Here is a 25,610-nt window from a genome sequence, read left to right as displayed (position 1 = left end):
TGCCATGCCTGTAGTCAGCAATTGTAAGGGTGAGTGACCTGAAATAGCAAAACTGCCTATAATCAAACAATTAAGACGAAATTGGATATAAGCGAACTTTGATATGAGGGAGTGGAGTTTCGTACAATGAAAAGGTAAGACTTCTAAATGAAGAGGGGATAGGATATTGCTAACCATGAATTTGTTACTAATTGCTTTTCTGATTGTTGCTACTGCATTTTTTGTGGCAACTGAATTCGCAATTGTAAAGCTTCGCCCAAGCCGTGTGGACCAACTGGTCATGGAAGGGAGAAAGAATGCTCTTGCTGTTCAGAAAGTAGTTAGTAACCTGGATGGATATTTGTCAGCGTGTCAGTTGGGGATTACGTTGACAGCCATTGGCTTGGGGGTATTAGGGAAACCGACGATTGAAAGCATCATTAGCCCATTTCTTACGCCTTATTTACCCGAACAAGTCGTTGCAGTTCTGTCGTTTGTGATTGCTTACTCGCTTGTTACGTTTCTACATGTGGTTGTCGGGGAACTGGCACCGAAAACAGTGGCGATCCAAAAGGCAGAAGCGGTTAGCTTACTGTGTGCGAAACCTATTATTTGGTTCTATAAATTGATGTACCCTGCAATCTGGGTGCTGAATGGCTCTGCTGCTCTACTTGTGCGTTCATTCGGGATGAAACCGACCAAGGAGCACGAAGAAAGTCACTCAGAAGAAGAACTGCGAATCATTTTGACGGAAAGCTATGAGAGCGGCAAAATTAATCAGTCTGAGTATGGGTACGTTAGCAATATCTTTGCTTTTGACGAGATGCTGGCCCGCGAGATTATGGTCCCACGGACAGATATGAGCTGCTTGCACAAAGAATATACTCTTGAGCAAAACCTGCGAATCATGAAAGAAGAGCAATATACCCGTTTTCCGGTTATATCGCAAAACAAAGATCATATTATCGGGATGATTAACACGAAAGAGTTCTTTCTGAATTATGCCGATGATCCAAATTTGGATATGTCCAAGCTCATCCGACCGTTTTTGACGGTTTCAGAGGCTACTCCTGTAAAAGATCTTTTGAAAAAAATGCAGAAACAAAGAACGCATATCGCCATCCTGATTGATGAATATGGCGGTACCTCCGGAATGGTTACGATTGAAGACATTTTGGAGGAAATTGTAGGTGAGATCCGTGATGAGTTCGACGCGGAGGAAAAAGCCGAAATCGAAATCGTGGAAGAGAACAGCCATGTGATTGTGGACGGAAAGGTACTGCTCTCCGAGGTTAACGATTTGCTTAACGCCAATATTAATGAAGAAGAGCTCGATACCATCGGAGGTTGGCTATACAGTCAAAATTCGACGCTCAAAGAAGGTATCCAATGGCAATACGATGATCTCGTCTTTACGATCAGAAAGAAAGACAAGCATCGCATACGGAAGATTGAGATTCAGAAGGCATTGGAAGTCCCAGCTCGTGAATTGCAGGATGTAACGTAACGAAAAGATGGTACCTTATTGAAAGTATCGGCAAAAGGAGCTTACGTGGAAAAATACGAGCGTGTAGAAGCTGCGGAAGTACTGAAAAATATTACGTTGTAATCTCAACAAAAGAAACGGGGCCGAATGATGGGGTCCCGTTTCACTTATTAAGCGAGATTATATATAAACAATGTTGTAAGTAGGTTTCGTTACGCCGTTCGCGTACTGTTTCATGTTCACTAACTCGAGTTTGAGACGTGGCTTCGCACTTCCGAATAGAGGGATACCTTCACCGACCATCACCGGATTCACTTTCAGCACTAATTGATCAATTAGTTGATGTGCCAGTAACGCTCCTGCCAATTCACCGCCCCCACACAGCCACAGCTTGCCGTTTTCTTGCTGCTTGAGATTCTTGATAAATTCGATGGCATCGCCTTTGATCAGCTCGACTTCTGCATTGGATTCAAACTGCATGGAGTTTGAGAAAATATAATGCTTGATTCCCTTATAGCCTGGTTCGCCCGGCTTGGCACCGAATTTAAACCCAAACTCGTAGGTTTTGGCGCCCATCAGCACAGCATCATATTCCTGAATTTCAGATAAAAAGTCCGGTACATGTTCTCCCTCAAATAAAAAGAGAGTGTTTTCAATATTTCCATCCATGATCCCTTGATCGGCAATGAAATTGTCTAATGATACGGCAACATGATAAATTAATGAGGCCATTTGGAAGTCCCTCCTTTTTTCTCCATTTCATTTTATGTGAAAATAATAAGGGCTTGCACGCATTTTATTTGAAGAGGAGGATCGACATGAAACAAATGACGCCGGAAGAACAAGAGCTTCTTGAGGAATTATATAAATCGGACGACAGAAAAGTAGAAATTCTCCACTCCTTGCGAAAAAATAAGGAAGGGGCACCTTTATAGGTGTCCCTCTTCTTCGTATTTTCATTTTGTCTCCAACAGTTCCTTTAAGGTGTTATCAATAAACGCGGTATCGACAGGGTTAAGCCCAAACCCAGCCAAGTGTCCCCAGATTGATTCAATCGGCGTAAAAGTAGCGTTGGGGATGTGCTTCGTCTCATATTCACTGTCTTCTGGCGTGAAATACAAATCAGTCCGTACAGGCATCACAACCGTTCGTGCCTGGATGCTTCGCAACGCCGCCTCAAAGTCTCCGTTGTACCTATCATTTTGACTAATGTCGGCATGCTGCCAGGTCCACATCATCGCCAGCAAATCGTTTGCATCCGACGGAACAAAGCTCTCCTCCCAAAATCCCGAGATAAATTCGGAAAGGGTCTCATAGCCCAAAGCTTTATAGCATGCCTCGCGGTAAAATGGCTGTGAAAATCCCCAACTCGCATAAACGCGCCCTAAGGTACGTAAGCCAACCTCGGGAGATGCTGTATACTGCCCGTTGTTCCAAGCTACATCGGCCTGCAAGGCTGCTCGGATGCCCTCGATCAAGACGATGTTATGCGGCCATGTTTTTGCAGTTCCAGCAAAAGGAGCCAATCGTTCGACCATATCTGGGTAGCTCGCCGCCCAATGAAAAGCCTGAATGGCCCCCATCGACCAGCCAGTTGCCAGCGCAATTTTTTTGATGCCAAACCGCTCCGTAATGAGTCGATGCTGAAGGGCGACATTATCGTAGATCGTAACGTGTGGAAAATTGGCCTGATCATACGGGCTGGCTGTATTGCTCGGGGAGGACGATAGCCCGTTGCCGAGCATGTTGGGAATGATGATAAAATATTGATTCGGATTCAGAGCCTTATCTTCCCCGATAAGCCATTCGTTTTGGTAATGCTGGTCTCCAAACGATGTAGGAAATATAATGACGTTATCCTTGGCTGCGTTGAGCGTGCCGTACGTTTTGTAAGCAATATATGCATGTGGGAGGGTCACTCCTGACTGCAAGCGAACCTCTCCCAAGTGAAAAATATCGTAATCCATCTCGCATTGCTCCTTTGTAAGCATGATTTTTTTCAACTATAAACGTTCCCGTACAGGGGAAAGTCAAGGGAATGATAGATTGGGGTTTTTCCATGTTTAAGATCAGTGAATTTTCCCGATTGAGCAGAGTGTCCTTAAAGACGCTTCGCTTTTATGACCAGATTGGTATTTTGAAGCCAGCGGATATCGACAAAGAGACTGGCTATCGGTTTTATGCAGCAGAGCAATTGGTTACGCTCAATCGAATCCTCATGTACAAGGACTTGGGATTTACGTTGCAACAAATTCAGGAATTGCTTCATGAAGAGATGTCCCTGGAACAACTACAAGGCATATTCAGGCAAAAAGAAAGGGAAATGAAACAGCTCCTTGAGGAGGAGCAAGCACGATTGAATCGAATCAAGGAGCGTCTGCTATCGATCGAGCAAAAGGGGTACGTAGAACAAGAGGTAGTCTTTAAACAAATCGAAGCTCAAAAAGTTGTCTCGTTCCGTGCGGAAGGGACGGTGGAAGAGATTCCGATGCTTTTCGATCGACTGGCTCATTATACAGGCAAGCAGCAGAGAGGGATGCTTTCTCCCATCGTTTTGTGGAAGGAATCGGAGAGGGACGAGACGGCATTCGAGTTGGAGATCGGCTATGTACTCAAACAGGACATTCCCTTGCCATCCAATAGGCTGGAAATACGTATGCTGCCAGAGGAGCCGATGATGGCCACCCTGGTCCAACGTGTAGAGCCATTCGTTCCTTCTACGGCCTGTATTGACTTGGCAAAATGGATAGAGCGCAATCAATACCGGATCAAAAAAGATCAGCCAGGCAGAGAAAACTATCTGCAATCCCCAGATGGGGGCGATACGTATGTAGAAGTACAAATTCCTATTGAATCTCCATAAACAAGGCCAGTACCTGTATAGACGACGAGGTACTGGCCTTTTGCTTGTGTTCATTTGACGCTGGTGGAAGGCAGGTAGTACAGTAATGTTGAACGAAAATACAGAAAATTACAAATGGGAAAGAAGGGAATCCTGCTATGAATAGAAAAGCACGTCGGTTCATTGATCTGAGTGTGCCTCTTGATCGTCTGGCAAAAGAACCGTTTCCACCTGAGATTCAATACAATAGTCATGAAGAAGGGGCTGTCCAAGCTGCGCAGTATTTCGGACTCCAATCAACGGATTTTCCCGAGCAGAAGGCTTGGGCGAGTGAAACGGTGACACTCACGACACATACAGGGACACATGTAGATGCACCTTGGCATTACTGGCCTACTTCCGAGGGAGAGCCGGCAAGAACGATTGATCAGTTACCGCTGGAGTGGTTCTACGGAGATGGTGTCTTGCTTGATTTTAGTGAAAAGCCGTCTGGCTACGAAATCACGGTAAATGATGTAAAGCAGAAGCTCGCCCAAATCCAATACGAACTAAAACCGTTCGATATTGTCCTGATCAGGACGGATGCAGATAAAAGATACTATGAAGAGCACTATTTCCTATCACATGCAGGGGTATCGGCGGAAGCAACCCATTGGCTGATTGATCAAGGAATTAAGGTCATGGGAACCGATGGGTGGGGATGGGATATCCCGTTTTCGGTTCAAGCCGCTGACTATAAACAAAATCCGCGCGATGGCGTATTATGGGCGGCTCACTATGTGGGAAAAGAGAAAGAGTATTGCCAAATTGAAAAGCTGGCGAACTTGGAGCAATTGCCGAGACCCTACGGGTTTACCGTTTCTGTGTTTCCTGTAAAAGTAAAAGGGGCGAGCGCGGGATGGGCGCGTCCGGTTGCCATTTTTGAAGAAGAGGAGTAGTTGCATGGGCATGAACAAGAGAGTGAAAGTTCTGTTCCTCCTATTCTTCTTGGGCTTTTGTTTCATCATGATCGCGTATGTTTCCCTGATCTGGTATCCTGCATTACCATTCGATTCCAAGTCCAAAAGAGAAGTGACAGAGCTGTTGGGCGAAAACACGGGAACCATCGTCAAATTGACGACGGAGGAAAACGTCGATTGGTATGGGTATGGGCCGCAAGCGAATCAAGCTTCAGCGGCAGAAGCGATGAAACGAGCAATGACAGAAAAAGGCTGGACCTTTATCCAGCAAGAAGGGGCCGGATACTTTTTTGAACGGAGGAAAGAGAAGATGATTATCGCGTCACAAATGTGGACGGGCAACTATGTACTCTTTCGAATCCCCGCAGGTGTTCTATAGAGATACCATGAGGCAAAATGAACGGAATGGCAGGACGCATTGATCTACGCACGCATCACTTTCCACAACAAATATTTCTCTCGTAAACAAACTGCACAAGGCCGATATCCCGCAGCAATAGCGGTTGCTTCATCCGCAAAAAATACGCGATGGCGCACATAACCGCCTCGCGTAATGGCTCTGATGGCAGAGGGACAATCCAGTCGGCCATATATCCTGCCTGGTCGATACCCTCCTAATGTACCCGGAGTATCACTTTGATAAAAAGAGCGATCAGCTCCGAGCAGGGTGTATGTTTTGGCAGAGTCAGCATCTTGAGGTGCTGGCTTTTTTGGCGTAGGCATATGGCTCCCCCTCTATTGGTACGTGTGTCGGGTTCACTCCAACAGGAGGAAGCCACAGTCAGCCTACATCAAGTGCTTTTACATTACGAGAATGCTGGAATCGCGAAGTAGGCACTCAAGCGGTGGTTGATCTGCTCCTCGGTAAGCTCAGGGAACAATCTCGCTTCCTTCACCATATCGTACAGACGCTCCATCGGCTCGCGGCCATCGGCTTTCTTTGCCTTCGCGTCGTTTTTGAGCAACTCCCAAATCCCAATCACATACTCGCGTCTGGTGATATCTTGTTTGCGGAAAAAGAAATCGAGGCGCTCCACATGGTCCATGAATTCATTGCCGAAGCGCTTGTCCACTTCCCCGCGCAGGAGGGCGATTTCTGCTTCGTACATCGGACGCTCGTTGCCTTTCTCCTTGCTGATCCAAGGTGTCTCCAGTACAAGCGGCAGGTGGCGGATTTTCTCGTGGTTCACGATGTAGTTCATCGCATCAAAGCCGATGAGTCCCGCACCGATTGGCGCATGGCGGTCTTTGCCTGCCCCGCGGAAGTTTTTGCTGTCATTCAAGTGAACGACGGCGAGACGGTCCAAGCCGATTGTCCGGTCAAACTGTTCCAAGACGCCATCGAAGTCGTTGACGATATCGTAGCCAGCATCGTGAATATGGCAAGTATCCATGCAGACGGTCAACCTGCTGTTGTCTTCTACTTTCTCGATGATGGCCGCGATTTCCTCAAAGCTGCGACCGATTTCCGTTCCTTTACCCGCCATCGTCTCCAACGCGATTTTCACGTTGGTGTCTTTGATGCCTGTCAGAACTTCATTCAAGCCTTCTGCGATTCGGGCGATGCCGTATTCTGCATCCTTGTCCGTGTACGCGCCAGGGTGTAGCACAATATTTTTGACGCCAATGTAGTCGGTCCGGCGAATCTCTTCTTGCAGAAAGCGGACAGCGAGCTCATAGGTATCGTCCTTGTAAGAGCCCAAGTTAATAATGTACGGGGCATGTACCACAATTTCATCCACGCCCTGCTTCGCCATTACTTCTTTGCCTTCCGTAATGTACTGGTCCTCGATCGGCTTGCGGCGGGTGTTTTGCGGTGCACCCGTGTAGATCATAAAGGTACTCGAGCCGTAGGTGGCTGCTTCTTCGGCGGCATTCAGCAGTCCCTTACCGGAGAATGATACGTGCGAACCTATTTTTAGCATAGGATAGAACCTCCTTTGATTAATAAAGAAAACGCCATAAATAAAAAGTAGCGTACGACTCCCAATTCGTCCAAGCCTTGGACAGCTCTCGTATTTCTGCTTTTGTCGGCTTTTTTTCTTTGCCGAGTAAAAATTTGATTGCATTGTGCAGGCCGACATCATCAATGGGAAAAGCAGAGGGAATTCGCAGACAGCGCATGAGCACATAGTTGGCCGTCCACGGTCCAATCCCGCGAATACTGGTCAAACGTTTCTCCGCGGTTTGATAATCTCCTCCGTCCCATAATAGCTCTTTCGATAGTTTCCCTTCAACGATGAGTTGTGCGACGTCAATCAAATACTCGCATTTCTTGGTCGTCATGCGCAATCCATCCAGATCAGCGACGGATAATCCGGCGATTTTTTCCGCTGTGGGAAAAAGCCAATACGTCTGTCCTTCGAACTCTACCGGTCTTCCGAATGTCTCTACCAACCGCCGTTTAAGCGTGTACGCATAGGTCAGGTTAATTTGCTGTCCAATGATACCCCAACTGAGCGCTTCAAACAGGTCGGGAATACCCATGGTCCGCAGCCCGTAGAACTTTTCAACAGCCTGCTGTAGAAGAGCATCCCCTGCGGCAAGCTCATAAAACGGAACCAGATTTCGATCGAGATCGAACCAATCGCGAACATAGCGTGCTACCTCTATCCGGACTTTTTCGGTGGGAAGCGAAGGGCTGAGAAAACGCACAGTCAATCCTTGAGCGTTATCTCCATGAATTTCGACCACTTGTGGATCTTGTTCAATCGGGATGGCTTTGTAGAGGCGCCCGTTTTGAATGTGAAACATGCATTCGTTGGATGCTCTGGACAAGTAGTGAAGATTTTGCGAAAAACTGAATTCCGTAGGTACGGACAAGATTATTTCTTCTCTATTATCGACCCAAGCCTCGTGTGATAGACCGCTTGTCATGCGAAAACCTCCTGTCTGACTTCCTTCTAGTTTTATAACAAGAAAAGCGATACTGTCATTTCGTTATCTTGCTATTTTAATTTTCTAGCAGTACGGATCACGTAGCGTAGGGGTATACTGTCAATAAGAGCAAGCGATTCGATAACGGCTATGGCAAAGGAGATGACATGTGTTGGAGGAACGGGTAACCGATGAGCGATGGCAGGCCATTATTCATAACGATGTGTCTTACGATGATCAATTTTTTTATGCGGTAAAAACGACGAAGATCTTTTGTAGACCGTCGTGCAAGTCGAAGCCGCCGAAGAGGGAGAACGTGCGAGTTTTCCAAAATGCAAGCCAAGCTATGCGGGAAGAATTTCGCCCATGTAAACGATGCAAGCCTACGGGAGAGAGGTTGCCTGATCGTGAGTGGGTGGCACAAATTACACAGTATATTGATTCTCATTATAACGAAAAGCTGACGTTGGAGCATTTGGCGGATATGTGCCATGGCAGTCCGTTTCATTTGCAGCGAACATTTAAGCGACTCATGTCAATGACGCCCGTGGAGTACATCCAGAAAAAGCGGATAGACAGGGCGCGAGAGCTGCTGGTTCATTCGAACAACCAGATCGCGGATGTTGCGCAATTGGTAGGAATGCCGAATACGCCGTATTTTATCACGTTGTTTAAAAAAATGACGGGCAAGACCCCGAGTGAATATCGCCAACAGTGCGTCAAACAATAAACGACATAAGCTGCTCGTGAAATGTAATATCTTTAGAAGTAAGAAGCTTTGAAGATGAGAAAGAAAAAGGAGCACTGCCAAAATGAGCGATATGAAAACCTTGCGAGAAGTATTTAAAAAGACCACTTATCAAATCGCCGGGCACAGCAAGAGAGACCTCCATCAATTGCAGCAGGTCCTGTCCAGAGTGGATGGGAATGTAGAGGGTGATATGTACGGAACAGGCGAACTCATCGAGAATTTCGAGAGCAAGATGGCCGAATATTTGGGCAAAGAGTCTGCCGTGTTCTTTCCCAGCGGTACGATGGCCCAACAAATCGCGTTACGCATCTGGTGCGATGAGAAGGGAATCAAAAAGGTCGCCTATCATCCGCTCTGCCACTTGGAGATTCACGAGGAAGATGGGCTCAAGGAGCTGCATCAGATTGAGGCGGTCTTGCTGGCGGATAAAGACAGAGTGATTGAACTGGACGATGTTCTCGGCATGGACGACGATATCACGTGCCTGTTGCTGGAATTGCCACAGCGTGAGATTGGCGGACAGCTGCCCTCGTATGAGGATTTGGAGGCGATCTCCCAGTATTGTCGGGAAAAAGGAATTCGGCTGCATCTAGATGGTGCCCGGCTTTTGGAAATCCTGCCGTATTACCAGAAATCAGCCGATGAGGTATGCGCATTGTTTGATAGCGTGTACGTTTCCTTTTACAAAGGGATAGGCGGAATTGCCGGAGCGATCCTAGCTGGGGATGAAGATTTCACGAAGCAATCAAAGGTATGGAAAAGACGCCATGGCGGGGATCTGATTAGTTTGTACCCGTACATTGTTACGTCAGAATACCATTTTGAGCAAAGAAAACATAAATTCAATCAATATTACGAGCATGCAAAAGAGCTGGCGAGATTGTACAACCAATGCCAGGGGATATCCACGAGACCGGCCGTGCCTGTGTCCAACATGTTTCATGTGCACGCAGATTTGCCGCAAGAAGAGCTCGAGCGTATCATGGTCTCACTTAGTGAAGAGACAGGGATTGGCTTCACGCATTATGTAAGACAGAAAGACGAATCTTCTAGCTCCTATGAGGTAAGTATTGGCGATCGGTATGCGATGATCCCGAAGGAAGAGCTAGCATTGGCATTCGAAAAGCTGAATCAGAAAATAGGGGAGCAGAAATCAAAAGCCGAGTAAATGAATCCATTTCGGGGCGGTGGCAGTCTGGTGCTTACAGATTCATACCGGGCTGCCACAGTATGTTCCGAAAGAAGAGAAAGGGAGCATTATGTTCATCATCAGACCGTACGAGAAAAGCGACTACCCTTCGATCATGGCTTACGATTTGCCGCTAGAACAAGCGATCTACACGTCTATGCCAGTCGATATCATCGAAGTATCTCAAAACAATTCTGATCAGCAGCCCTATGTGATTTTTGACCAAGGTCATCTAATCGGCTGTTTTGCCTTATTCACACCACACACAGGCAATCCCTACACACCAAATGAACAGGCGATTATTTTTAAATCGTTCTCGATCGATTCCCGTCATCAAAAGAAGGGCTACGCTTTGAAAGCTTTACAGAGCTTGCCTGACATCGCACGAGAGTATTACCCGATGCGGGATGAAATTGTGTTGACGGTTCATCATACAAATACCCCAGCGATCCAACTGTATAAAAAGGCGGGTTTTGTAGATCAAGGATTAAGGTTTGCGGGAGAATATGGCGAGGAGCTGATTTTTCATCTCGATTTGACAGTTTCAAAATGAGTTGATAAAATGAATGACAGTCAGTCAGTTGTAATCGTTCGGTTAAAAGGAGGGAAGTTACTTGGCGGTCAGCAAAGACGATAAATATTCCAAAATTCTCAACGCGGCTATCGAGATCATATCGGAAAAAGGGCTGGATAAGACGTCCATATCCGATATCGTAAAAAAAGCAGGGATTGCCCAAGGGACGTTTTACCTGTACTTCTCATCTAAGATGGCTCTGGTTCCAGCGATTGCAGATAATCTGCTGACGATTACCTTCCAGCGGATCAATGATAAGCTGAAGGAAAAAAGTGATATCGAGAGCGTTCTCGAAGTGTTGGTCGATGAGACCTTTTCCTTTACTGATGAATACAGGGATGTCATCATCCTTTGCTATTCCGGATTTGCACTTGATAATTCATTGGAGACATGGGGAACGATCTATAAGCCTTTTTATGAGTGGATGGAAGGCGTCCTCGTGCAAGCAATTAGTGATAACGCCATCTTGAAAGATATTGATGTGAAATGGACGGCCAAAATTATTATTACGCTTGTCGAGAATACAGCGGAACGCTATTACAGTAGCGATCAGAAGAACGTAGCACCAGATGAATATAAAGCGGAAATCCTGCGTTTTTGCAAAAGATCACTAGGTATCCAATAAAGAAGTATTGGAGCATATCCAATTCTTTTTTTTTACGTGTAAGAAAGTTTATGTACCAGCGTGTAAAAGCGACTTTGCATAAACTTTCTGGAGCGCATAAAAACTTTCCGCTAAAGCGCGGTCGCTCCTCCATAGGAATGCCTCGATAGAGGTTTTTTTATTTGGTACAAAATGACTGACGTTCATTCATTGTTAACACAACAAGAACAACGAAGAGGTGATCACCATGGCATGGTTTTATTTAATCATTGGCGGAATGATCGAAATTGCTTGGGCATTGGGACTGAAGTTCTCGGATGGATTCACGAAGCCCGTAGTGAGTGTCGTCACGGTTCTATTGATCGTTACCAGCTTCTACTTTTTTGCTCAGGCCATGAAACGAATTCCAGTCGGAACTGCGTATGCGATTTTCACAGGGATTGGTGCAGCGGGAACGGCCGTCGTTGGATTTACGTTTTTGGGTGAGGATGTCTCTTTCTTGAAAATCTTTTTTATCCTGTTGCTGCTCACGTGCATTATCGGATTGAAGCTGTCGAGCAAGCCAGAAGAAGAGAACGCATAACAACTTGGAGGTGGACAGTATGGCATGGGCGATGTTGATTATCGCTGGTTTTGCAGAAATTGGTGGAGTGATTTCGTTAAAATTGACCGAAGGATTTACAAAATGGAAGCCAACGGTTGCTTGTTTGATCTTCGCAAGTATTAGCTTTTATCTGCTCTCGTCCGCTGTACAGACGCTCCCGGTCGGAACAGCTTATGCTGTATGGACGGGAATTGGCTCAGCAGGAAGCGTGCTGGTAGGGATGTTGTTTTTCAAAGAGTCGAGGGACAGGAAGCGGATTCTGTTCATGACAGGGATTGTCATCAGTATTGTTGGTTTGAAGTTCATCGCATAGTGATAGCGAAAAGCCCCTTTCTAGCAGCGTGTGCTGTAAGAAGGGGGCTTTTCGCTATGGTTTCACTGGTTCGCCTGTACGCCAAATCGGGTAAACAATTGCCAGATCAGCTCTCGTCTGCTGGATACCCCAGTTTTTACGAAGATGGACTTCAAATGATCCTGAACCGTATAAGCGGAGATGTGCAGTGTGCGTGCGAGCTCCTTCGTGGAAGCGCCGCGGACAATCTGGTCGAGTATTTGCTTCTCCCGTACAGACAATCCGTATGCTTCGGCGATGAGCGGCAGCATGTCAGCAGGTTTTGCGGGACCGAACAATACAGCCAGGTGCACCGTGCTGCTTTGGGTGTTCATCGGGCTTGCCTGAATCGTCATGTAAGGGCCATCTGGCATGCGAATGCAGACTTTTGCCATGGATGTCGTGTGACCTGATTCTGTCAGCTGGGAGAGTGCCCGCGAACAAACCGCTCGCACTGGTCGGGGCAAGGTATCGCGATCAATCGACTCCCATTGGCGCAGCAAGGTTAGCCATTTTTCCGCTGTGGGATTGGCAGCGAGTAAGGTGAACTGATCCGACAGCATCAATATTCCCATCTCTTCTTCTATCCACGTATTTTCCTCAGCGGGTAAGGACAGACTCGTCTTTCGCAACTGATACGCAATCAGCGGCGCCAAAGCCAAAATACATTCACGCTCCTGCTCAGAAAAAAAGGGATGCCCCTGCGAACGAAACAACGTTAAATAGCCCCAGCATGCACCGTCGTACTTAAGGGCAGCACGCATCTCATCATGAAAACCGGCGGGGAGCAGAACATTGCGATAGCGGTCACTGCGTGCAAGCTGGCCATCGGTCGCTTGGCTCAGCGTCGCAACGGGCTCAGCTGCTTTGCTCAGATGATCATACCGATTGAAGTCCTCGCGCAAGTATTCATGCTCAAAAATGCCATGATGAATGGCTTCCACCCCGTCTTCCGTAATGGCTCCGGTGGATAAAAGTGTTTGCGGATCAACGGCGGTACAGCAGGCCCCGTCAAAAGGGACGAACTCCCGCAATAGCTGCAAGAGCGCTGTCCGATAGTCTTGTGAAGAGTGAGAAAAGCGTTCAGCTAGTGCCATCACTTTTCGTTTGCTCGCTTCCCGATTTGTGCTCATCTGTATTCTCCTGTACGTCTATTGGCAAAGGAAAATCCCATCTTTGTGGGATGGTGCTCTCCTCGTTCCTCTTTATAATTGAGAATAATTCTTAGTATAAATTTACAAGATACGCGAGGAGTTGGAAAGACCATATGAGCCAGCGGCAGCGCTTTTTCATGATGATCGCGATTTGTCTGGGTGCATTCTTGTCTCATTTTACGGCGGGGATTGTCAATGTCTCGCTCCCTCAGTTCACATCCATTTTCCAGACGGAGCTGGCGATCGCACAATGGATTACAACGGGATATTTGCTTGTCATTGCGTCTCTTCTTCCTTTCATGGGCAAGCTGGGAGATCGATACGGGCATCGTGTGCTGCACAATTACGGCTTCCTGCTGTTCACGGTAAGCTCTGTCTTGGTGGCATTTTCGACGACGATTACGATGCTGTTGATGCTTCGAATCGTGCAAGCCGTCGGAGCGGCTATGTTCCAGGCTACCAATATCGCGCTCATTGCGATGTTGCTCCCAAAAGAAATGCGGGGAAGGGCAATGGGGATCATGAGCACAGCTGTTGCGCTTGGTGGCATGACTGGACCGATTGCAGGTGGGATGATCGCGTCGTGGTTGAGCTGGGAGTGGTTGTTCCTCATTCATGTTCCTGTCGCTATCTTGGCTACGGGGCTGGCTTTTCGTTACATTCCTTCTCATGAGCAGTCGAAGAAGGCCCGTTCACTTGATCTCGTTGGGGCAGGTCTGTTCATGCTGCTGGTCAGCTCAGTCATTATGGCGATCTCCAATGGAAACGGGTGGGGCTGGGATTCACAAGGGATGCTCATTCTTTTTGGATGTGTACTCGTCTTGGCAGGGGCGTTTGTCTGGTGGGAGCGGCGACAGTCCATGCCGTTTTTGCCCGTGGCGGTCTTTCGCCTATCAGCTGTGTCCAGTGGATTGTTCATTAGCTTTACTTCGTTTGTGCTCGCGAATCTCGTGCTGGTTGTCATGCCGTTTTACTTACTTGATCAAGCGCATGTTTCCCCTTTGACGGCAGGGTATATGATGACTGCTTACCCACTGATGCTGGCGCTGACGGGTCCTTTTAGTGGCTGGGCTTCGGATCGCTATCGGGCACGGCCACTCATTTTTGCAGGTCTTGGTGCGATGGGGGCAGGGATAACCGTATTGGCGATCTGGCTAGAGGTATTATCAACGGTGGAAATCATAGCGCTACTGGCTTTGGTGGGGGCAGGTATGGGGCTGATTGCTTCGCCCAACAACAGCTACATCATGCGCTACGTCCCGTTGGAGCATGCGGGTGCGATCGGAGGCATGATCGCCTTGACACGCAATGCAGGGATGGTGGTCGGCGCAGCGTTGGGACTGGGCATGATGAATGGCGAATCGAATCAAGCAGTGCAGCCGATGATCGATGCGTATCGTGCGGTTTTTGAAGCAGGTGGCCTGATTTGGCTGAGCGGTTTGTTGGTCTGGTGGTATGCGGGACGTCTGGAGCGGCAGAAAAAGAGAGGCACAGAGGTGGAGAAGGCATGAGCAAGGATCGAATTGTGGTAGTCGGAGGGTACGGTCATGTAGGGGCAACGATTTGCAAGAATTTGGGTAACGCATATCCGGGACGGGTGTATGCTGCTGGACGCAGCTTGGAGAAGGCGGAAGCATTTTGCCGAGAAGCAGATGGACAGGTGCTGCCGCTTGAGCTCGATATTCACAAGCCGTTAGACCAAAGCATGCTGGAAAAAGTAAAGCTGGTGGTCATGTGTCTGGATCAGACGAATACGGCTTTTGTAGAAGGGTGTGTGCGGAATGGAACGCATTATCTCGATATTTCAGCGAATGGCCATTTTTTGACGCAAATCGAACAATGGGGGAGCCGAACTGAAACGAAGAACAGGGGAACTGCCGTACTCAGTGTAGGACTGGCGCCAGGTCTAACCAACCTGCTCGCGGGGGAAGCTCATCGCTTACTGGACCAAGTGAGTGAGCTGGACATATTCATTATGCTTGGTCTCGGTGATCGACATGGGAGGGCCGCGATTGAATGGACTGTCGATAACTTGTGCACAAGCTACGAGGTGATTAACAATCATAAGCGTGTAACCGTAGAGAGCATGACAGAGGGCAAGCTCGTTGATTTTGGACCGGAGCTGGGGAAAAAGCGCGCGTATCGATTTCCGTTTTCTGATCAACAGACATTGGCACGCACCTTGTGTATCCCTACAGTATCTACCCGACTTTGTTTTGATCTGAATGGGATGACGAGAGGGGTGGCGGCCCTTCGGAGTATTGGAATTTGCCGATTACTCCATCAACCAAAAGTACGGGAATCCGTGATGGAAGCGTTTGGGCGTTGGAAAATGGGGGATGATCGATTTGCCATCAAGGTAGAGGCACGGGGAAAACGGGGAACTAACGAGGCGACAGTAGAGTGTCTGCTTTTTGGGCGCGATCAGTCCAACATGACCGCAATGGTGGCGGCTGCCGTAGCAAAATCGATGTATGAAGAAGCGTTTCCTCCAGGAGTCCACCACATGGAACAACTATTTTCATTAGAAAAAATGAGATTTTGGCTGGAGCAGGAAGCATCACTGACCATATTTGTCAGGGAAGCCGGTCTATGATAGAGATATCCAAGAACTAAAGAGGGGGCTTTATCATGACGCACTATGCCAAAAACATGTACGACTTTCACACGTGGGCGAATCAAACGTTAATCAATCGCTTGAAGGAACTTCCGGAAGGTGTTTACGAGCAGGAGGTCCAAAGCGTTTTCCCGACAGTAGCAAAAGTGGTGGAGCATATTTATATGGTGGACCAAGGCTGGCTTCACATTTTGCAGGGCATGGACATGCGAGCGGCATTGAATGAGGCATGGAAGAAGGAACAGGAATTAACGGGAAAAAGCTTGGAGGAAGTAGAGCAGATGTATGCCGAGCTAGTCGAGCAATTCAGAGCTTTTCTCAGCCAAGAAGAAGATTTGGATCGCCACATTGTCCTCGACAATCCGTACACGAGAGTACGCGATACGAGCTTGGCAGAAATCATCATGCAAGTGGTCAATCATGGAACGTATCATCGTGGAAACATAACGGCGATGCTGCGCCAAATGGGGTATCCTTCTGTCATGACCGAGTATGCTCTTTACTGGTACGAAACCTGATAAAAGTGCGTGGGGCTGGAAGAGATTTCATTCTTCTGGCCTTGGGGTGTTGACAAGGGAAAATTTTAGTCCTATAATTATCTTAAATTCAAGATATTAATTTTTGTAACATTGTCATCCTACTTCCCCAAGAAGGTGCTTTTTTAAACATCATTATCTTTAATTTAAGATATTAAAAAATGAATGAAAAAATCGAGGAGGAAGTCCCATGAGTGAATTCACTACCCTTGTAAAAAACAGAAGATCCGCAAACAAGTTTCTACCGGATGTAACGATAACACCTGCTGAGATCGATGAAATCATGTCGCTGGTCAAGTTCGCGCCATCTGCATTCAATTTGCAGCATGCCCACTATGTAGTTGTCACCGATCCAGAAGCAAAAGAGCGTGTATATGAAGCGGCATATAGACAATATAAGGTAAAGACCGCTTCGGCAGTTGTGCTTGTATTTGGAGACAAGGAAGCGTACCAAAGTGTAGAGCGCATCAATGAAGGTCTCCTTCATTTAGGGATCATGGATCAACGCGAGTACGATCACAATAATTCTTCTGTCAGAGCGATGCACGAGTCTGGAGGAGAGCAGTTCAAGCGCGATGAAGCGATCCGCAATGCCAATTTGTCCGCAATGCTGTTCATGCTTGCTGCAAAGGATAAAGGCTGGGATACTTGCCCGATGATCGGATTCGACCCAGCAGCCGTTCAAGAGATAGCAAAGGTTCCGGACAGCTTTGTGCCAGCTCTGATGATCACGATTGGAAAAGAAGATACATCCAGCCAGCGTGTGAGAGGGTACCGCAAGCCCGTTGGAGAGTTTGTGAGCTACAACACATTCCAAGCAAGTAAATCATAATTAGAGGAGGCTATTCAAAATGACACAGCAAACAGCAGGGATTCACCATATCACAGCTTTTGTCACAAGCGCTCAAAATAACGTTGATTTTTATGCAGGGTTTCTCGGATTGCGCATGGTGAAAAAAACGATTAACTTCGATGCGCCAGACGTGTATCATCTGTACTTCGGGAATGAGGTCGGTAGTCCAGGTACACCGATCACCTTTTTCCCGTGGGAATCTGGTCGCCGCGGACGCGTGGGCGGTGGACAGGTGGGCTATACGACTTTCTTGATTCCGGTAGGGGCGTTTTCCTTCTGGGAGGATCGACTGAAAAAATTCGGAATCGAGTACCGTCGCGTGGAGCGTTTTAACGAAACGTATCTGCAATTTACGGACAGAGACGGCTTACAGCTGGAGATTGTGGAACGTGAAGGAGGCCCAGCGAGCAAATGGTCCTTTGGCGGAGTGCCGGCTGACAAGGCGATCAAAGGCTTCGGCGGAGCAATCTTGTACAGTATGGCTCCAGCCCACACCATGGATGTTCTCGAGAGACTGATGGGACTAACCAGAGTCGGCGAAGAAAACGGCCTTGTCCGTTTCCAGGCTCACGGTGATTTGGGCAATGTTATTGACGTGAATGCCGAGCCGATACCAAGAGGAGAAGGTGGCGCAGGAACGATTCATCACATCGCATGGCGTGCTATAGACGATCAGGATCACCAGCAATGGCAGCAGCGCGCGGCTCAATCCGGTCTTCATCCAACAGATATTATTGACCGTCAATACTTTAACGCCATTTACTTCCGCGAGCCGGGCGAGATTTTGTTTGAGATTGCGACCGATCCTCCGGGCTTTGAACGAGATGAGCCATTTGATACATTGGGCGAAAAACTGATGCTCCCCGAGTGGTATGAGCCACATCGCGCCCAGATTGAGCAAGGCTTGCCACCGATTACAGTCAGAGTGTTGGAGGAAGATCAATCATGAATTTGAAGCACATTTTTCGAAAAGGAACCGATTCAGAAGCACCAACACTGTTGCTGCTACATGGAACAGGTGGAGATGAAAACGACCTCTTGCCACTGGCCAATCGCATTTATCCAGGCGCTTCTGTTCTGAGTGTCCGTGGGAATGTTCTCGAAAACGGCATGCCACGATTTTTCCGACGCTTAGCTGAGGGTGTTTTTGACGAAGAGGATTTGGTCTACCGCACGCAGGAGCTGCATGATTTTTTGGATCAGGCGGCGGTTACGTATCAGATCGAGCGAGACAATATCGTGGCAGTCGGCTATTCGAACGGGGCGAATATCGCAGGTAGTCTCCTGTTCCATTACCCGAATCCGCTAAAAGGGGCGATTCTTTACCATCCAATGGTTCCACGCCGTGGGATAGCGCTGCCTGATATGTCAGCCATTCCGGTGTTTATTGGAGCGGGCACGAATGATCCGATTTGTACGGCACAAGAGACGGAGGAGCTGAACCGACTACTGACAGAAGCAGGTGCTGACGTGACTGTGCATTGGGATTCATATGGTCATCAGCTGACGGTGAAGGAAGTAGAGGCTTCTGCCGCGTGGTTTACAGAGATGTTTCGCAAGTAATCGATGAGTAACAAGAGCGGCGGGCCCATGTCTGCCGCTTTTTTGTGTGCGCAAACAGTTGTTTTTCCGGGAAAAGAGCAGCTTCCCGCAGATTTAATCAGATGTGTAAAAGTCTTCAAGAACCAGCAGTATTCATTCATCTCTTGTTCATATTGCTTCTTTACTATTGATCCACGTAGGTGCAAGCCATTGACGATTTGCAGGATGGTAGACAAGTGAGTATCATTCAAAATAATGAAGCAGGAAAACCAGAGGGCGGAGTAACAAGGGGGCCAGCTTGATGAAACTGACGATTCTGATTGCAGATGACGATCCACATGTACGTGAGCTATTGCGATTTTATTTAGCAAAAGAGGGATACCATGTCTTGGCTTGTGTGGATGGAGATGAGGCTTCGCAGCTGTTGGAACAGGAATCAGTCCAGCTCGCCATCGTGGATGTGATGATGCCAGGCAAAAACGGCTGGGAGCTGTGCCGGGAGATACGGGAATTTTACGACCTCCCTGTCATCATGCTAACGGCAAAGGGCGAGGTGCGCGATAAGGAAAAAGGCTTTTTGGCGGGGACGGATGATTATTTGACCAAGCCATTTGAGCCTACCGAATTGCTGTACCGCATCAAGGCCTTGCTGCGTCGTTATCAGATGGTCAGCAAACAAATCATCGTCATAAACGATACCGTCATCGATCGGATCAGCCATGTTGTGAAGGTGAAAGAAGAGTTGATTCATTTACCGTTAAAGGAATTTGAACTGCTTGCCCAGCTTGCCAGTTTTCCTGATCGGATCTTTACCCGAGATCAACTGTTGGAGCTCGTATGGGGCGGCGATACCGAGAGCGATAGTCGGACCATCGATGTGCATATTAAGCGGCTGCGAGAGAAATTTACGGAGAAAACAAATGACTTTGTCATTTCTACTGTTCGCGGCTTAGGCTACAAGCTGGAGGTACGAGGCCAGTGAAATCTCTCTACGTCCGGTTAGTTCTTACCTTTGTCGCAATTGTACTGATCAGCGGCACACTTGGATTTTTATTGGCAAATGAGTACTATCAACGCAATTTGCGTGCTTATAATGAACAAAAAATTACGAGCATCGGACAGCAAATCATCGATTTGTATGAGCATAAATCCACACTCGACCTGCCCGCCTTCATGACTCATGTCGCCAATTTGAATTTTCAGCTACATCTCGTGGATGAGAATGGCGCAGTAAGCCAATTCGGAGCACCTTTTCGCGATCAGCAGATAGAGCCTGCCATCGTTCAAAGAGTGTTGGCGGGTGAGACTTACAGAGGGATTACAGAAGAACAGCACAGCTGGTTTGTGACCGGATTTTTTGAAAACACGCTGACAAACAGCATTGGCTTGCCGCTTACAGCAGAAGGGCAAAAATACGCCCTGTTTGTACGACCAAATATTGAACAGCAGTTTGGCGAGGTGCATATTATGTTTGCCTTGCTGCTGGCAGCGATGTTTGTACTTAGCCTGATCCTGATTTTGATATTTACCCGTTATTTGGTGAAGCCGATCGAGAAGCTGAGCCATGCGACCAAAAGGCTGGCAGAAGGGCAGTACGACATCCACCTGGACATCTCACGCCGTGACGAAATCGGCGATTTGGCTATGCATTTTGCCAGGATGACAGAGTCACTCAAACAACTAGACGAGATGCGCCAAGAGTTTGTCTCCAATGTCTCACATGAAATCCAGTCTCCATTGACATCGATCCAAGGCTTTTCTCAAGCTATCCGCAGCGGCGGTGTGACAAGTGAACAGCAGGAGACGTACTTGACTATCATCGAAGAGGAGAGCAGGCGGCTGTCTTCCTTGAGCAAGCAGCTGTTGACGCTCGCTTCCCTGGACAAAGAGACAGGTCTGTACGAACCGACACGTTTCCGACTGGATGAGCAGATCAGGCAAGTCCTCTTAATTTTGGAGCACCAGTGGCAACAAAAAAAGCTCGTGATGGAGCTAACTTTACCGGAGACTTTCATCGTGGGTGACAAGCAGCTACTCAATCAAGTATGGATGAACCTGCTTGCCAATAGTATCAAATTCACCCCAACGGCTGGCTCTATATCTATTGCGATACAAAAGGATACGCGAATCGGCGTGACCATTCGGGATACGGGGATCGGCATGTCAGAAGAAGAGCAGGAGCATGTCTTTGACCGTTTTTACAAAGGAGACAAGTCACGCAATCGGGAAGCGACGGGAAGCGGCCTCGGTCTTTCTATCGTACAAAAAATTTTGCAGGTCGCAAAAGGTAGCATTCACATTCAAAGCCGTATAGGCAAAGGGACAACGGTCACGGTCAGCCTACCGACGGGTGAGCATCCTACTGCGTGAACGACAAACGATTCATAATGAAGCGAAGCAAGGGAGTGATTTCCATGAATATCGGCAGGCGTGTACTCGCCGCAGTCATATCCCCTTTTATTACTGGTCTGTATGCTGCGTTGATCATCTACATCTATCGTGATCCAAGCGCGCCGTATGGGTTCGGACAAGAGTATTTGCTGGGTGTGCTCTTCAGCATGGCATTGAATCTAGTTGTCTTCGTATGGCTGTCGGTATTCGTGGACTTGCTAGTGAGTCGATCACACTTGATCGGGTGGAATAAAAACGCTGTGCGTTTCGGCGGGTATGCGGTCATCGGCTATGTGCCTGTGTTTTTTCAATGGCTAATGAGTGTTGATCCGCATGCTGCCTTGTTTTATCCGCAGGCAACGGTTTTTGTGTTTGCTGCAATATGTTACTTCCTTATATTTGTGGGAATAGAGGCGGTCAACAAGCGTCTTCATACAGAAACCGAGCCATCCGTAAAAGGCTGATTTTATAAGGATTTACCCGGAAAAACGAGGGAACCCCTCATGGTTAATCAAATGTTTAAAATACTGATTAAGCGGTTGTGTACCATTGAATGACGTAATAATGGTGTGCGTTACCACCGAATAATAGAAAATCATTCCACTCATCATAAATCAGCGTGTTAGTGGACCCAGCTGTCACAATGGAGCCAAAATCAATTTCAATTCCTAGTTCATCTAGTTTGCCAAGCGTATTTTTTACGTCTATTTTCATGAATACCCCAAACCTTATGAGGGGATCAATGACCCGACTAAGTACAAGCAGTCTGTTGCTATTTTTGACGTTCATCTCTTCCCAAGCCCACTCTTCACCCCAGTATTCGAGACGCTCCATTAAAAGTAGAAAAGCATCCACCGGATGAGGGACTTCTGTTTTTTCGAGAGACAAGAGGTAGGCTGAAGCCTCCCAACGTGGCTGCCGGTCTTCTTGAATATGAAAATGATCGACGAACTTTCGGTTATGGATACCCTGTAAACAATGGATTACAGCATCCTTGTTTATCATGTGCGAACACACCTCCTAACTATTTCTTAAAAAATTCATCTTAGACCTATAACAAAAAAGCCCGAGCAATCAGGTAGCTCGGACAATGGTTTTCTGTTCTTTGGCGTGTTCAATCCCCGCAGATATGAGATGGCGTACATGGTCATCATCCAACGAGTAAAAAACGAGTTTACCTTCTTTGCGGTACTTGGCTAGTCCCATGTTGCGAAGTAGCCGCAGATGGTGGGAGGTGTTAGCGATCGAGCTTCCGATGATAGCAGCCACATCACAGACACAGAGCTCGTCTTCCATCGAGAGGATGTGAATGATTTTGGCGCGGGTGTCATCGGCCAACGCCTTGAAGATTTTTGCTACCCCTTCTGATTCTGTGGCGAACGGCTTTAACCGATTTACTTTTTCCTCATCAAAACATTGGATTTCACAGATGTCATCCACTGTAACCATCACCTCATGCTCTACAATGTCCTACTATTATAGACATTCGCGGAGAAAGTGAAAAGGAAAAACGACATTTTCATGGCAGTGTAGTGCCCCTCTTCGTTTTCGTGTAAGATGAACATGATCCAAGAAATGGGGAGAGAATACCATGAGTGCGCAACCAAAGTGCCCGAAGTGCCGGTCTGCAAAGATCGATTTCACGGAGTCGATCAATAAGCCATTATACATAACCATTTATGTAGCGGTTTTGGCAGTGCTTGCCTTGATCGGCATTTCCGTGAAAGGGACTCCTGTCATCTTTTTGTTCCTCGGACTGTCAGGGGCATTTATTCTGTTTGCCGTTCGTCTTGCCTTAGAAAAGCGTAAAGTAATCAAGTGCAAATGTCTGGACTGTGGGGAGCGTTGGCAGACCACCCCAACACTGTAGAAGCTCGTACCAAGTAACAAGACTCCTAGTAATAGGGGTCTTTTTTTATTCTCGATCTGTAAAAAAATGGGCGGAATATTCAAATCAATTCTTGAACGAACCAGAAGGATACGATAATATAATAATTAAATATTTGTTTGAATGTTTGTGGATTGATTTCATTCGAAGCTGGGCAAAATAGATGCTTGGAAAAAGGTGAGAACAGATGGCAGAAGAACGAAAAAAAGAAGAGTGTTGCAGTGGGCATCAATGCGGCAGTGAGCATACGCATGCTGGTAAAATTCTCACGGTTCTCGAGCCTGCGGCTGCGGCAACAGAAACCGCAGGAATTCTTTCTTCACAGGCTGTTGTCTATCGCGTTACAGGTATGGATTGCAGTTCGTGCGCCAAATCGCTGGAAAAGCATATGCAGACGTTGCCAACCGTAAAAGAGGTAAACGTGAACTTTTCCACGGGTAAAATGCAGCTCGTCGCGGATGGACTAGGAGCCGATGTGGTGGTGAAGGAAGTCGCCAAGGCTGGATACAGTGCTATGCTACTTACGAGACGTACCGCCAAAGCAGTACCGAAAACGGATCAAGCAGGGACGGTACTGACGACAATTTCGGGTGTGTTATTGGCTCTCGGATTTCTAGGCTCCCTTTCACCAAGCGTATCTCCACTGGTCGTTACTGTGCTCTATGCGTTGTCGATCATAAGTGGCGGCTACCGACCTGCGCGCAGTGCTTTTTACGCGATCAAAAGCGGTTCACTGGATATGAACGTATTGATGTCTGTTGCGGCTATTGGAGCAGCATTAATCGGTGAGTGGCTGGAGGGCGCGACGGTTGTCTGGCTCTTTTCCATCGGAAACTTGCTGCAAACCAAGTCGATTGAAAAAACACGTGACTCCATACGCAATTTGATGGATTTGGCTCCGCCTGAGGCATGGGTCAAGGTAGGGGAGACTCTTACCCGCAAGCCAGTTGAGGACATTGCTGTCGGCCAAGTCATCGTAGTGAAGCCGGGAGAGAAAATCCCGCTGGATGGGGTGATTGTACACGGGACATCGAGCGTCAATCAGGCCCCGATTACAGGTGAATCGATTCCCGTAGATAAACTGGTCGGCGACAGCGTTTTTGCAGGGAGTGTCAACGAAAGCGGCGCGGTGGAGATCAAGGTAACAAAGCTGGTGGAGGATACGGCGATTGCCAGAATCATTCATCTCGTGGAGGAAGCGCAGGAGAAAAAAGCGCCTACTCAGGCGTTCGTCGACAAATTCGCTGCGATCTACACGCCAATCGTGCTCGTGCTTGCTTTGTTCGTGATCGTATTCCCGCCATTATTCGGACTCGGTACCTGGGGAGAATGGTTTTACAGAGGACTTGAGCTACTGGTTGTTGCTTGCCCGTGCGCACTGGTCATTTCCACGCCAGTTGCGATTGTGTCTGCGATTGGAAATGCCGCGAGAAACGGCGTCCTGATCAAGGGCGGTACGTTTTTGGAAAAGGCAGGAGCGATCAACGCCATTGCCTTCGATAAAACGGGCACATTGACGGAAGGGAAACCACAGGTTGCAGCGGTTATCGAGATGGAGGGAAGCGAAGACGAAGTAGTGTCGATCGCCAGAACGATTGAAGAGCGTTCTTCCCATCCGATTGCACAAGCGATTCTCACCTATGCGAAACAAAAGCAGGTCGCTTCCCAGAGTGGGCAAGATTTCAAGGCGATCGTCGGAAAAGGGGCGAGCGCTGTCATTGGAGCCGAGACATTTTATGCAGGGAAGCCCGCCTTGTTTCAAGAGCTGGGAGTCGATTTGTCGGCATGGCAAACGCAAATCGGGTCGTTGCAGAGTGAGGGACATACGCTGGTGGTTATCGGTACCGCAACGAAATTGATCGGGATGATTGCCGTTGCCGACACCATTCGTGAGATTACGGTTAGTGCCATTGGCAAACTCAAGGCGGCAGGTATTGAAGACATCGTGATGCTGACTGGTGACAATGCTGGTACGGCGAAAAAGGTAGCGAGTCAGACGGGTGTAAATCGTTATTTTGCAGAGTTGTTGCCGCAAGATAAGGTAGAGGCGGTTAAGAAACTCCAACAAGAAGGCAAGGTCGTCGCCATGGTGGGTGACGGGATCAACGATGCGCCTGCTCTCGCATCAGCTGACTTGGGGATTGCCATGGGTGGAGCTGGTACCGATACGGCAATGGAAACCGCGGATATCGTATTGATGGCTGACAATCTCGAAAAGCTGCCGCACACGATGAAGGTCAGCAGAAAAGCACTCGCGATTATCAAGCAAAACATCTGGTTTTCGATCATCGTAAAGCTGGTCGCACTCGTGTTGATATTCCCAGGCTATCTAACCTTGTGGCTGGCGGTGCTCAGTGACACGGGAGCCGCATTGCTGGTCATCTTAAACAGCATGAGACTCTTGCGAATGAAGGACTAAATAAAAAAGGGAGA

The 25,610-nt window shown here is 47.8% G+C and carries 29 protein-coding genes; 21 read left to right on the top strand and 8 right to left on the bottom strand.

Features of this window, described 5'->3' with window-relative positions; genetic code table 11:
* Positions 1-175 precede the first annotated feature (175 nt).
* Complete coding sequence (locus tag HPY28_RS27120) at positions 176-1,486, top strand: hemolysin family protein (protein ID WP_254476443.1); 1,311 nt, start codon at positions 176-178, stop codon at positions 1,484-1,486.
* A gap of 159 nt (positions 1,487-1,645) precedes the next feature.
* Here HPY28_RS27120 and HPY28_RS27115 read toward each other — a convergent pair whose 3' ends face one another.
* Together HPY28_RS27115 and HPY28_RS27110 are read right to left on the bottom strand one after the other, a co-directional pair.
* Complete coding sequence (locus tag HPY28_RS27115; RefSeq protein WP_173624347.1) at positions 1,646-2,197, bottom strand: dihydrofolate reductase family protein; 552 nt, start codon at positions 2,195-2,197, stop codon at positions 1,646-1,648.
* A 224-nt stretch (positions 2,198-2,421) separates the two neighbouring features.
* Positions 2,422-3,432 (bottom strand): alpha/beta fold hydrolase, encoded by a 1,011-nt coding sequence (locus HPY28_RS27110; protein WP_174231782.1) that lies wholly within the window; start codon positions 3,430-3,432, stop codon positions 2,422-2,424.
* A gap of 92 nt (positions 3,433-3,524) precedes the next feature.
* Between HPY28_RS27110 and HPY28_RS27105 the strand changes: the two genes are divergently transcribed.
* The 3 genes from HPY28_RS27105 (at position 3,525) to HPY28_RS27095 (ending at position 5,645) form a co-directional block, all read left to right on the top strand.
* Positions 3,525-4,328 carry a MerR family transcriptional regulator gene (locus HPY28_RS27105; protein WP_254613212.1) on the top strand — a complete coding sequence of 268 codons (804 nt, stop codon included), beginning with the start codon at positions 3,525-3,527 and terminating at the stop codon, positions 4,326-4,328.
* Positions 4,329-4,465: 137 nt separating this feature from the next.
* Entirely contained in the window at positions 4,466-5,245 is a 780-nt protein-coding gene (locus HPY28_RS27100; protein ID WP_017247109.1) for a cyclase family protein, read from the top strand.
* Between the two features lie 10 nt (positions 5,246-5,255).
* A complete protein-coding gene (locus HPY28_RS27095) occupies positions 5,256-5,645 on the top strand; it encodes a hypothetical protein (RefSeq protein WP_254613211.1) in 390 nt (129 codons plus the stop codon).
* 44 nt (positions 5,646-5,689) lie between these two features.
* On the opposite strand, the gene HPY28_RS27090 is transcribed toward HPY28_RS27095, so the two are convergent.
* The 3 genes from HPY28_RS27090 to HPY28_RS27080 all read right to left on the bottom strand — a co-directional run bounded on the left by HPY28_RS27090 (position 5,690) and on the right by HPY28_RS27080 (position 8,143).
* Complete coding sequence (locus HPY28_RS27090; RefSeq protein ID WP_017247111.1) at positions 5,690-5,989, bottom strand: Ada metal-binding domain-containing protein; 300 nt, start codon at positions 5,987-5,989, stop codon at positions 5,690-5,692.
* 83 nt (positions 5,990-6,072) lie between these two features.
* Positions 6,073-7,191, bottom strand: a complete 1,119-nt coding sequence (locus HPY28_RS27085) for a deoxyribonuclease IV (protein ID WP_173624342.1) — start codon at positions 7,189-7,191, stop codon at positions 6,073-6,075.
* 19 nt (positions 7,192-7,210) lie between these two features.
* Entirely contained in the window at positions 7,211-8,143 is a 933-nt protein-coding gene (locus tag HPY28_RS27080; protein ID WP_174231779.1) for a DNA-3-methyladenine glycosylase 2, read from the bottom strand.
* Positions 8,144-8,312: 169 nt separating this feature from the next.
* On the opposite strand from HPY28_RS27080, the gene HPY28_RS27075 reads away from it, so the two are divergent.
* From HPY28_RS27075 to HPY28_RS27050, 6 genes are all read left to right on the top strand, one after another.
* A complete protein-coding gene (locus HPY28_RS27075) occupies positions 8,313-8,873 on the top strand; it encodes a bifunctional transcriptional activator/DNA repair enzyme AdaA (RefSeq protein WP_035290891.1) in 561 nt (186 codons plus the stop codon).
* 82 nt (positions 8,874-8,955) lie between these two features.
* Positions 8,956-10,062 (top strand): threonine aldolase family protein, encoded by a 1,107-nt coding sequence (locus HPY28_RS27070; protein WP_174231778.1) that lies wholly within the window; start codon positions 8,956-8,958, stop codon positions 10,060-10,062.
* 91 nt (positions 10,063-10,153) lie between these two features.
* The gene (locus HPY28_RS27065) at positions 10,154-10,636 is read left to right on the top strand and encodes a GNAT family N-acetyltransferase (RefSeq protein WP_174231777.1); all 483 of its coding nucleotides are present in this window, start codon (positions 10,154-10,156) and stop codon (positions 10,634-10,636) included.
* A gap of 61 nt (positions 10,637-10,697) precedes the next feature.
* The gene (locus tag HPY28_RS27060) at positions 10,698-11,282 is read left to right on the top strand and encodes a TetR/AcrR family transcriptional regulator (protein WP_174226475.1); all 585 of its coding nucleotides are present in this window, start codon (positions 10,698-10,700) and stop codon (positions 11,280-11,282) included.
* 226 nt (positions 11,283-11,508) lie between these two features.
* Complete coding sequence (locus tag HPY28_RS27055; RefSeq protein ID WP_017247117.1) at positions 11,509-11,844, top strand: DMT family transporter; 336 nt, start codon at positions 11,509-11,511, stop codon at positions 11,842-11,844.
* A gap of 19 nt (positions 11,845-11,863) precedes the next feature.
* Complete coding sequence (locus tag HPY28_RS27050) at positions 11,864-12,178, top strand: DMT family transporter (RefSeq protein ID WP_017247118.1); 315 nt, start codon at positions 11,864-11,866, stop codon at positions 12,176-12,178.
* A gap of 62 nt (positions 12,179-12,240) precedes the next feature.
* On the opposite strand, the gene HPY28_RS27045 is transcribed toward HPY28_RS27050, so the two are convergent.
* Positions 12,241-13,329 (bottom strand): response regulator transcription factor, encoded by a 1,089-nt coding sequence (locus HPY28_RS27045; protein WP_174231776.1) that lies wholly within the window; start codon positions 13,327-13,329, stop codon positions 12,241-12,243.
* A gap of 134 nt (positions 13,330-13,463) precedes the next feature.
* Between HPY28_RS27045 and HPY28_RS27040 the strand changes: the two genes are divergently transcribed.
* From HPY28_RS27040 to HPY28_RS27000, 9 genes are all read left to right on the top strand, one after another.
* A complete protein-coding gene (locus HPY28_RS27040; RefSeq protein ID WP_174231775.1) occupies positions 13,464-14,861 on the top strand; it encodes an MFS transporter in 1,398 nt (465 codons plus the stop codon).
* Positions 14,858-15,946 carry a saccharopine dehydrogenase family protein gene (locus tag HPY28_RS27035; RefSeq protein ID WP_174231774.1) on the top strand — a complete coding sequence of 363 codons (1,089 nt, stop codon included), beginning with the start codon at positions 14,858-14,860 and terminating at the stop codon, positions 15,944-15,946. Before HPY28_RS27040 ends, HPY28_RS27035 begins: the two co-directional genes overlap by 4 nt.
* 35 nt (positions 15,947-15,981) lie before the next feature.
* Positions 15,982-16,485 (top strand): DinB family protein, encoded by a 504-nt coding sequence (locus HPY28_RS27030; protein WP_174231773.1) that lies wholly within the window; start codon positions 15,982-15,984, stop codon positions 16,483-16,485.
* Between the two features lie 208 nt (positions 16,486-16,693).
* On the top strand, positions 16,694-17,335 hold the full coding sequence (locus tag HPY28_RS27025; protein WP_017247123.1) for a nitroreductase family protein: 642 nt from the start codon (positions 16,694-16,696) through the stop codon (positions 17,333-17,335).
* Positions 17,336-17,354: 19 nt separating this feature from the next.
* Positions 17,355-18,305: a ring-cleaving dioxygenase gene (locus HPY28_RS27020; RefSeq protein WP_174231772.1), complete on the top strand. Its 951-nt coding sequence runs from the start codon at positions 17,355-17,357 to the stop codon at positions 18,303-18,305.
* Entirely contained in the window at positions 18,302-18,919 is a 618-nt protein-coding gene (locus HPY28_RS27015) for an alpha/beta hydrolase (RefSeq protein WP_069852688.1), read from the top strand. Before HPY28_RS27020 ends, HPY28_RS27015 begins: the two co-directional genes overlap by 4 nt.
* 280 nt (positions 18,920-19,199) lie before the next feature.
* Positions 19,200-19,880 carry a response regulator transcription factor gene (locus HPY28_RS27010; protein ID WP_017247126.1) on the top strand — a complete coding sequence of 227 codons (681 nt, stop codon included), beginning with the start codon at positions 19,200-19,202 and terminating at the stop codon, positions 19,878-19,880.
* Positions 19,877-21,268 carry a sensor histidine kinase gene (locus HPY28_RS27005; protein ID WP_174231771.1) on the top strand — a complete coding sequence of 464 codons (1,392 nt, stop codon included), beginning with the start codon at positions 19,877-19,879 and terminating at the stop codon, positions 21,266-21,268. The genes HPY28_RS27010 and HPY28_RS27005 overlap by 4 nt, the downstream gene beginning before the upstream one ends.
* A gap of 44 nt (positions 21,269-21,312) precedes the next feature.
* Positions 21,313-21,753 (top strand): hypothetical protein, encoded by a 441-nt coding sequence (locus tag HPY28_RS27000; protein WP_174231770.1) that lies wholly within the window; start codon positions 21,313-21,315, stop codon positions 21,751-21,753.
* Positions 21,754-21,820: 67 nt separating this feature from the next.
* On the opposite strand, the gene HPY28_RS26995 is transcribed toward HPY28_RS27000, so the two are convergent.
* Both HPY28_RS26995 and HPY28_RS26990 read right to left on the bottom strand, forming a co-directional pair.
* On the bottom strand, positions 21,821-22,294 hold the full coding sequence (locus tag HPY28_RS26995; protein WP_017247128.1) for a hypothetical protein: 474 nt from the start codon (positions 22,292-22,294) through the stop codon (positions 21,821-21,823).
* A 69-nt stretch (positions 22,295-22,363) separates the two neighbouring features.
* Positions 22,364-22,738 carry an ArsR/SmtB family transcription factor gene (locus tag HPY28_RS26990; RefSeq protein ID WP_035290894.1) on the bottom strand — a complete coding sequence of 125 codons (375 nt, stop codon included), beginning with the start codon at positions 22,736-22,738 and terminating at the stop codon, positions 22,364-22,366.
* A gap of 142 nt (positions 22,739-22,880) precedes the next feature.
* On the opposite strand from HPY28_RS26990, the gene HPY28_RS26985 reads away from it, so the two are divergent.
* Positions 22,881-23,159, top strand: a complete 279-nt coding sequence (locus tag HPY28_RS26985; protein ID WP_174231769.1) for a hypothetical protein — start codon at positions 22,881-22,883, stop codon at positions 23,157-23,159.
* Between the two features lie 205 nt (positions 23,160-23,364).
* Positions 23,365-25,596, top strand: a complete 2,232-nt coding sequence (locus HPY28_RS26980; protein WP_174231768.1) for a heavy metal translocating P-type ATPase — start codon at positions 23,365-23,367, stop codon at positions 25,594-25,596.
* The last annotated feature ends 14 nt before the right edge of the window (positions 25,597-25,610 follow it).

The sequence above is a fragment of the Brevibacillus sp. HB1.2 genome (genome assembly GCF_013332495.1).
Classification (GTDB): Bacteria; Bacillota; Bacilli; order Brevibacillales; family Brevibacillaceae; genus Brevibacillus; species Brevibacillus porteri.
The sequence above is the reverse complement of the archived record's forward strand: the minus strand, read 5'-3'. Positions and strand labels throughout refer to the sequence as shown.

Coding starts and splice junctions, on each gene's coding strand:
- HPY28_RS27120 (WP_254476443.1), top strand. CDS start 176: ATGAATTTGTTACTAATTGCTTTTCTGATTGTTGCTACTGCATTTTTT.
- HPY28_RS27115 (WP_173624347.1), bottom strand. CDS start 2,197: ATGGCCTCATTAATTTATCATGTTGCCGTATCATTAGACAATTTCATT.
- HPY28_RS27110 (WP_174231782.1), bottom strand. CDS start 3,432: ATGGATTACGATATTTTTCACTTGGGAGAGGTTCGCTTGCAGTCAGGA.
- HPY28_RS27105 (WP_254613212.1), top strand. CDS start 3,525: ATGTTTAAGATCAGTGAATTTTCCCGATTGAGCAGAGTGTCCTTAAAG.
- HPY28_RS27100 (WP_017247109.1), top strand. CDS start 4,466: ATGAATAGAAAAGCACGTCGGTTCATTGATCTGAGTGTGCCTCTTGAT.
- HPY28_RS27095 (WP_254613211.1), top strand. CDS start 5,256: ATGAACAAGAGAGTGAAAGTTCTGTTCCTCCTATTCTTCTTGGGCTTT.
- HPY28_RS27090 (WP_017247111.1), bottom strand. CDS start 5,989: ATGCCTACGCCAAAAAAGCCAGCACCTCAAGATGCTGACTCTGCCAAA.
- HPY28_RS27085 (WP_173624342.1), bottom strand. CDS start 7,191: ATGCTAAAAATAGGTTCGCACGTATCATTCTCCGGTAAGGGACTGCTG.
- HPY28_RS27080 (WP_174231779.1), bottom strand. CDS start 8,143: ATGACAAGCGGTCTATCACACGAGGCTTGGGTCGATAATAGAGAAGAA.
- HPY28_RS27070 (WP_174231778.1), top strand. CDS start 8,956: ATGAGCGATATGAAAACCTTGCGAGAAGTATTTAAAAAGACCACTTAT.
- HPY28_RS27065 (WP_174231777.1), top strand. CDS start 10,154: ATGTTCATCATCAGACCGTACGAGAAAAGCGACTACCCTTCGATCATG.
- HPY28_RS27055 (WP_017247117.1), top strand. CDS start 11,509: ATGGCATGGTTTTATTTAATCATTGGCGGAATGATCGAAATTGCTTGG.
- HPY28_RS27050 (WP_017247118.1), top strand. CDS start 11,864: ATGGCATGGGCGATGTTGATTATCGCTGGTTTTGCAGAAATTGGTGGA.
- HPY28_RS27045 (WP_174231776.1), bottom strand. CDS start 13,329: ATGAGCACAAATCGGGAAGCGAGCAAACGAAAAGTGATGGCACTAGCT.
- HPY28_RS27040 (WP_174231775.1), top strand. CDS start 13,464: ATGAGCCAGCGGCAGCGCTTTTTCATGATGATCGCGATTTGTCTGGGT.
- HPY28_RS27035 (WP_174231774.1), top strand. CDS start 14,858: ATGAGCAAGGATCGAATTGTGGTAGTCGGAGGGTACGGTCATGTAGGG.
- HPY28_RS27030 (WP_174231773.1), top strand. CDS start 15,982: ATGACGCACTATGCCAAAAACATGTACGACTTTCACACGTGGGCGAAT.
- HPY28_RS27025 (WP_017247123.1), top strand. CDS start 16,694: ATGAGTGAATTCACTACCCTTGTAAAAAACAGAAGATCCGCAAACAAG.
- HPY28_RS27020 (WP_174231772.1), top strand. CDS start 17,355: ATGACACAGCAAACAGCAGGGATTCACCATATCACAGCTTTTGTCACA.
- HPY28_RS27015 (WP_069852688.1), top strand. CDS start 18,302: ATGAATTTGAAGCACATTTTTCGAAAAGGAACCGATTCAGAAGCACCA.
- HPY28_RS27010 (WP_017247126.1), top strand. CDS start 19,200: ATGAAACTGACGATTCTGATTGCAGATGACGATCCACATGTACGTGAG.
- HPY28_RS27000 (WP_174231770.1), top strand. CDS start 21,313: ATGAATATCGGCAGGCGTGTACTCGCCGCAGTCATATCCCCTTTTATT.
- HPY28_RS26995 (WP_017247128.1), bottom strand. CDS start 22,294: ATGATAAACAAGGATGCTGTAATCCATTGTTTACAGGGTATCCATAAC.
- HPY28_RS26990 (WP_035290894.1), bottom strand. CDS start 22,738: ATGGTTACAGTGGATGACATCTGTGAAATCCAATGTTTTGATGAGGAA.
- HPY28_RS26985 (WP_174231769.1), top strand. CDS start 22,881: ATGAGTGCGCAACCAAAGTGCCCGAAGTGCCGGTCTGCAAAGATCGAT.
- HPY28_RS26980 (WP_174231768.1), top strand. CDS start 23,365: ATGGCAGAAGAACGAAAAAAAGAAGAGTGTTGCAGTGGGCATCAATGC.